Below are 6,008 nucleotides of genomic sequence, written 5' to 3'. Positions count from 1 at the left end.
CTAAACCGCGCGCACGTCACCAAACCGAGTCGGTGACGCCCTTTCCGGTTTCGGGCTTGTCCTCGAGGGTCTCCACATCGGTGAACACCAGTTCCGCGTCCTCGCGCTCGGCGTCACCCGGCGGCGCGACGGAAACCGGTGGCTCCGTAGGGATCTCGCTCTGGAAGTCGGGCATTCCCGGGATCACGTCGGAGAGCTTGGGCAGCCGCGCCCGCTCCTCCGCCAAGGGCGCCATGACTTGCTTGCTCTGATCGAACACATCCTCGGCGGCCTGCTGGGCCAGCCGCGTGATGGATTTGGCGATGTCCTCGTAGCTGTATTCGCCTATGCCGCTGCCGAATTTGGTTTGGATGATCACCCCGTTGGCGTTCACCGTCACCGAGATCTGCCGGTCCCTGGTGCTCGCGGTGGCGGTGAGCTTGACCCGCTGCTGCTGCATCTCGGCGATCTCGCGGATGCGGCTGCGGAATTCCTCCATCACGCCGGCGATCTCGGCATCGCGTCTGGCCACCTAGTTCTCACCCACTCCACAAACTCTCATGGCGGTCCGAGTGGACCGCCCGCCAACTACCAGCAACCGGTCCGGCTCAGATGTTCTCGAACTGCTCTCGGCGCTTCTGCTCCTCGCGTTCGGCGTTCCTCGCGTTCTGGAACTGGCCATCGGAGAGCTTGCCCCAGGATGTGGCCATGGTCCGTGTGCCCTCGACAGCGCCCTCGAGCTGGTATTTGAGACCCTTCGGGTCATCCATGAACTTCTTGCCGAAGACCGGGTCGGAGCTGACGATCGCGATCAGCGAATCCAGCTGCGCCTGCACTCGATCAGCGAGGTCGTCCATGCGGTCGCGCACCTTGCCGGTGTCGGTGCCCGCGATGCGCTGCTTTTCCACAAAACTCTCGACGTCCACCGCGCACCTCCATCTCACAGGCTCGTACCAGCCGGAAAGCAGCTGGTAAGCCGAGCTTTTCGACCATTCTGGCATCTCGGCCGACGTTGCGGGCCGATTCACCGGGCCGAGAAGCTAAAGAACCTGTTAGGAATTGGCCATCGATCCGTTCCCTGATGTTAACCCAGGCGGGCAACCTGGGTCAGGCGTCGACCATCCCGTTGCGCTCCTGGAAGCGCTGCTCGAACTCCGCGATGTAGCGCGAGGGCGCGATCGAGGACGAGGACTGCTCCAGCACACCGTCATCGGCGATGTAGAACAGGGCACGGCCGATGGCGATCTCACCCGGCGCGGTCGGCACGTAGACCATCCAGCCGCAGCTGATGCGGTCGGCACGCAGCTGATCCAGCGGATAGCCGGTGGTGTCGAGATTGCGATCGAGAATGTAGCGGCGCACCTGATCGATGGCCTCGTCCTCGGGCATCGGATCCGGCAGCGTGGTGGCCACGCCAGCCATGGTGAGCTGGTAGAAGGCGCTGTCGATATCGTAGCCACCCTCGTCACCGAAGACGCTGATCAGCGTATCCCTGGTCACCACACCGGCTTCCGCGGCCGAGACCAGCGTGGCCACGGCGGCGACCTGGCCGTCGGTGGCCTCGGCGGCGACCAGGCTGGCGATCACGTTGGTCACCGTCTGCGCGGTCCAGATACCGGGCACGGCCTCGGCGAGCTGATCGGCCGTCGGCGACTCGGCGCGGTACCAGCGACCGCCCTCCCACCAGTAGCAGAACGACAGCAAACCGCTGGCGGCCCGAGGATTCAGCACCGGGTTCGCCACCCAGGCCGGAGCACCGGCGTAGTACGCGGGCAGCTGCGCATCCTGGTTGTACGCCGCGTCCAAGGCGGGCGCGTTCCAGACACCACCGGAGAACACGGCCCGGCCACCGGGCAGCATGTACAGCGTCGAGCCGCCCCGCTTGGCGCCTTCGAACCAGCCCAGCGCGGGCAGAATACGCGGCCCCCACTCGGAACCGACGGCGACGAACGCGGCCGCCAACACCGCCCAGCGGGCCCACAGCGTGGGCAGCGCCGGGAAATCGCGCTCCGAGATCGTCCCGCGCACACCGGCTTCCCGATCCGCGCGCGCCCAGGCGGCAGCCTCCGCCGGGGTGCGGGACTGGCGGTTGCCGTGACTCACGTACGCGGCCAGCCACACCGGCAGCCGGTCCCGCGGATTGGCTTCCAGGTCGGCCTGATACACCTCGGCCGGGAACAGGTGATCGTCCGGGAACGGCTCGTCACCGTAGTCGTAGTCGATATCCAGCTGACCGGCCGGCGTCAACTGCAACAGCAGCCGCCACCACGGGCCGTCGCCCATGGCGGCGGACACCTCGCGGTGCCTGCGCACCAGCTCCAGCACCGCCTCCGACGGCTGGATGCGGACCGAACGCTCCTGATCGTCGCTGAACACGATCTGCGCGACCTCGGCGACCGCGGTGAAAGCGAACACCGCGTCCAGCTTGGACCAGCCCTGCGGGGCGCCGGTGGCCAGTTCACGGGCCAGATTGTGGCCGAGCTCGCGGGCCTGCTCGGCCGAGTCCACGGTTTCGGGCTCCGGCTCCGGCCCGGAATCACCCAGCGAGAACTCCACATCGGGTTTGTCGCTGCTCTCCTCGAACGCCTGCTGGAACTCCCGGCGGAACTCTTCGTCGGCGCGCTGCTCGGGTGTGAGATTCGGCTGCTGATCGCCGGAGACCTGGTTGTCGCGGGCGTCGTCGTTCGGGCCTTCTGGGCTGGTCACGGTGCAGCTATCTCCTCATCCACGCACCCGTCACCGGAATCCCGACAGGGCGTCCGGTGACAGGCTAGAGCCGAATTGCTGTCCTTCATCCTGGCACAGGATGTCGAAAAGCGACCCGGCACGCCGAAACCCTCACCCCCCAAGTAGGACTTGCGGACCCGCCGTGGCGGACCTCGTCCGGTCTTTTGCAGGGCAGGACGAGGCCGCGGTGCTGATGGCGGACCGGGGTGCTGGTCATCGGCTCCTTCGAAGGAAGCAGCTGGGAAGGAATTCTCCCGCACCCGGCGGTTTTCGTCTCGCTCATGAGCGGTGACTTCCCTAAGAACGTGTCAAGGTCTCGAGCCTGCCGGTCCCCCACCACCCAATACCCCTGCGGACGGAACCTCCGATTTGCGAGGATCTGGGCGTGAGACTCGCGATAGTCGAAGACGACCCCGGAGTCGGCGACGCCCTGGTCGCGGCGCTGCGCGCCAAGGACTATCAGGCCGACCATCTGCGGCGCGGCGCCGACCTGCTGCTCACCCACGACCGCTACGACGCCGTCATCCTGGACCTCGGCCTGCCCGATATGGACGGCCTGGAGGTATTGCGCAAACTCCGCGAGGTCAGCTCGGTGCCGGTGCTGATCCTCACCGCGCGCAGCGGCGAACGCGCCGTCATCCGCGGTCTGCGCGCCGGCGCCGATGACTACCTGACGAAGCCACCGCGCGTCGGCGAGCTGGTGGCGCGCCTGGAAGCCATCACCCGCCGCGCCGGTACCCCCACCGCCCCCGCTCAGCTGGTGGTGGTGACCGGCGACGTCCGCGTCGACCTGCAAGCCCGCACCGTCGAGGTCGCGGGCACCCCGATCACGCTCACCCACAAGGAATTCGAACTGGTGCGCGTCCTCCTGGAACGCCCGGGCTCCGCCGTCAGCCGCCAGCAGCTCATGGACCGCATCTGGGGCGACGCCTTCGCCGCCATCTCCCGCGCCCTCGACGTCCACATGGCCGCGCTGCGCGCCAAACTCCAGCGCCCCCACCTCATCACCACCATCCACGGCTACGGGTACCGATGGGAAACGGAGCCCCCGGGGCTCTGACGGCTACTGCACATCCACGCCTTCACGACTCTTGCCTAAGGGACGGTTAGGGATTTCGCGTACCACAGGAGTGCCCCAGGTGACCGGCGACACAGTGGGAGTGCCCGATATGTGTGCGGAGTCCGAAGGAGGACACCATGACTGCGACACAAGCCGCCGGTGAACGCAGGGTCGTCGGCAACGTGATGCGAGGATCGCTAGGCAACCTGATCGAGTGGTACGACTGGTACGTCTACGCGGCGTTCAGCGTCTACTTCGCGAAGACGTTCTTCCCTTCGGGCGATTCCACCGCCCAACTCCTGCAATCGGCACTGGTTTTCGCGCTCGGCTTCCTGATGCGACCGATCGGCGGCTGGCTCTTGGGCCAGTACGCCGATCGGGCCGGTCGCCGAACGGCGTTGACGCTGTCGGTGACGGTGATGGCCGCGGGTTCGCTGATCATCGCGCTCACGCCGAGCTACCACACCATCGGCATCGCCGCGCCGATCATTCTGCTGATCGCGCGCCTGCTCCAAGGGTTGTCGCTCGGCGCCGAATACGCGACCAGCGCGACCTATCTGTCGGAGGTGGCGACCCCGGGCAAGCGCGGGTTCTACTCGAGCTTCCAGTACGTGACCCTGGTCGCCGGTCAGCTCACCGCGCTCGGCGTGCAGATCATCCTGCAGCACATCCTCACCTCTGAGCAGATGAACAGCTGGGGCTGGCGCATCCCGTTCGTGATCGGCGCGGCGGGCGCGGTGGCGATCATGTGGTTGCGCCGCGGGATGGACGAGTCGTCGCACTACGAAGCCGCCGCCTCCGACGCCTCGGCGCCGGAGAAGAAGCGCGGTTCGCTGCGCGTGCTGCTGGAATACCCGCGGGAATGCCTGGTCGTTGTCGGCCTGACGCTCGGCGGCACGGTGGCGTTCTACACCTACACCACCTATATGCAGAAGTTCATGATCAACACCTCCGGCATCTCCAAGGGCACGGTGGCCTGGATCAACTTCATCGCGCTGCTGGCGTTCGTGGTGATCCAGCCGCTGGCAGGCGCCCTGTCCGACCGGATCGGCCGACGGAAGCTGCTGCTGTTCTTCGGAATCACCGGCACGGTGTGCACCGTTCCGATCATGACCGTGCTCGCGCACACCTCGAACCCTGTCGCGGCCTGGGGCCTGATGATGCTCGCGCTACTGATCATCACCGGCTACACCTCGATCAACGCCATCGTCAAAGCCGAGCTGTTCCCCACCAAGATCCGGGCGCTCGGCGTCGGCCTGCCCTACGCACTGACGGTGTCGATCTTCGGCGGCACGGCCGAATCCATCGCGCTCGCGCTGAAGAAGGCGGGGCACGAATCGGTGTTCTTCTACTACGTCGCCGGGTGCATCGCGATCTCGCTGTGCATCTACTACTTCATGCGGGAGACCTCGGCGACCTCGGTCCTCGAGGCCGAGCGCGCCGACGACGCCACGCAGGAGGGCACGGCCAAAGTCCCGGTGGCGTGACGCGGAACCGAAACGCCTGCGCACCGATCCTTCGATTTGCGAGGATCGGTGCGTGAGGCTTGCCGTAGTCGAAGACGATGATGGGGTGGCGAGCGCGCTGCTCGAGGCGTTGCGAGCCAAATACGAAGCCGATCACATCAAGCGCGGCAGCGATCTGCTGCTCTGCCACAACCGCTACGACGCGGTGGTCCTCGATCTCGGGCTGCCGGACATGGACGGTCTGGAGGTGCTGCGCAAGCTGCGCAAGGTCAGCTCGGTACCGGTGGTGATCCTCACCGCGCGCGGGGGTGAGCGGGCGGTCATCCGCGGATTGCACGCCGGGGCCGACGACTACCTGGTCAAACCGCCGCGCATCGCGGAACTGATCGCCCGCTTGGAGACCGTCACCCGGCGCGCGACCGCGCACGCGCCGCCGCCGCAGCGCGTGATCGTCACCGGCGATGTCCGCGTCGATCTGAACGCGCGGCTGGTGGAGATCGCGGGCGAACCGATCACGCTCACCCACAAGGAATTCGAGCTGATCCGCATCCTCCTGGAACGACCGGGGGCCGCGGTGAGCAGGCAACAGCTGATGGACCGGATCTGGGGCGATGCGTTCGCCGCGGTCTCGCGGGCGCTCGACGTGCACATGGCGGCACTGCGCGCCAAGCTCGGCAGACCCGGGCTGATCACCACCATCCGCGGATTCGGGTACCGGTGGGAGCTGGAGGATATGTCGTAACCCGCGGAGCGTGGCGGATACGGCAGACACGGAA

The 6,008-nt window shown here is 66.8% G+C and carries 6 protein-coding genes; 3 read left to right on the top strand and 3 right to left on the bottom strand.

Features of this window, described 5'->3' with window-relative positions; translation table 11 throughout:
* Positions 1–16: 16 nt before the first annotated feature.
* The 3 genes from AC3ERS_RS05385 to AC3ERS_RS05375 form a co-directional block, all read right to left on the bottom strand.
* Positions 17–511, bottom strand: a complete 495-nt coding sequence (locus tag AC3ERS_RS05385) for a YbaB/EbfC family nucleoid-associated protein (protein WP_431964086.1) — start codon at positions 509–511, stop codon at positions 17–19.
* Between the two features lie 76 nt (positions 512–587).
* A complete protein-coding gene (locus tag AC3ERS_RS05380) occupies positions 588–905 on the bottom strand; it encodes a hypothetical protein (protein WP_431964084.1) in 318 nt (105 codons plus the stop codon).
* Between the two features lie 181 nt (positions 906–1,086).
* Positions 1,087–2,685, bottom strand: coding sequence for a hypothetical protein (locus tag AC3ERS_RS05375; RefSeq protein ID WP_431964082.1), 1,599 nt, complete (start codon positions 2,683–2,685; stop codon positions 1,087–1,089).
* A 406-nt stretch (positions 2,686–3,091) separates the two neighbouring features.
* On the opposite strand from AC3ERS_RS05375, the gene AC3ERS_RS05370 reads away from it, so the two are divergent.
* The 3 genes from AC3ERS_RS05370 to AC3ERS_RS05360 all read left to right on the top strand — a co-directional run bounded on the left by AC3ERS_RS05370 (position 3,092) and on the right by AC3ERS_RS05360 (position 5,974).
* Positions 3,092–3,766 carry a response regulator transcription factor gene (locus AC3ERS_RS05370; protein ID WP_431964080.1) on the top strand — a complete coding sequence of 225 codons (675 nt, stop codon included), beginning with the start codon at positions 3,092–3,094 and terminating at the stop codon, positions 3,764–3,766.
* 137 nt (positions 3,767–3,903) lie between these two features.
* The gene (locus AC3ERS_RS05365) at positions 3,904–5,253 is read left to right on the top strand and encodes an MFS transporter (RefSeq protein WP_431964078.1); all 1,350 of its coding nucleotides are present in this window, start codon (positions 3,904–3,906) and stop codon (positions 5,251–5,253) included.
* A gap of 52 nt (positions 5,254–5,305) precedes the next feature.
* Positions 5,306–5,974, top strand: coding sequence for a response regulator transcription factor (locus tag AC3ERS_RS05360; protein WP_431964076.1), 669 nt, complete (start codon positions 5,306–5,308; stop codon positions 5,972–5,974).
* The last annotated feature ends 34 nt before the right edge of the window (positions 5,975–6,008 follow it).

The organism is Nocardia sp. bgisy134, assembly GCF_057708325.1.
Note: the sequence above shows the minus strand (reverse complement) of the source record. Positions and strands in the feature narration are given on the sequence as shown.

What these genes read in the sequence shown, in the direction of transcription:
- AC3ERS_RS05365 (WP_431964078.1), top strand. Translation starts at nt 3,904, where the DNA reads ATGACTGCGACACAAGCCGCCGGTGAACGCAGGGTCGTCGGCAACGTG.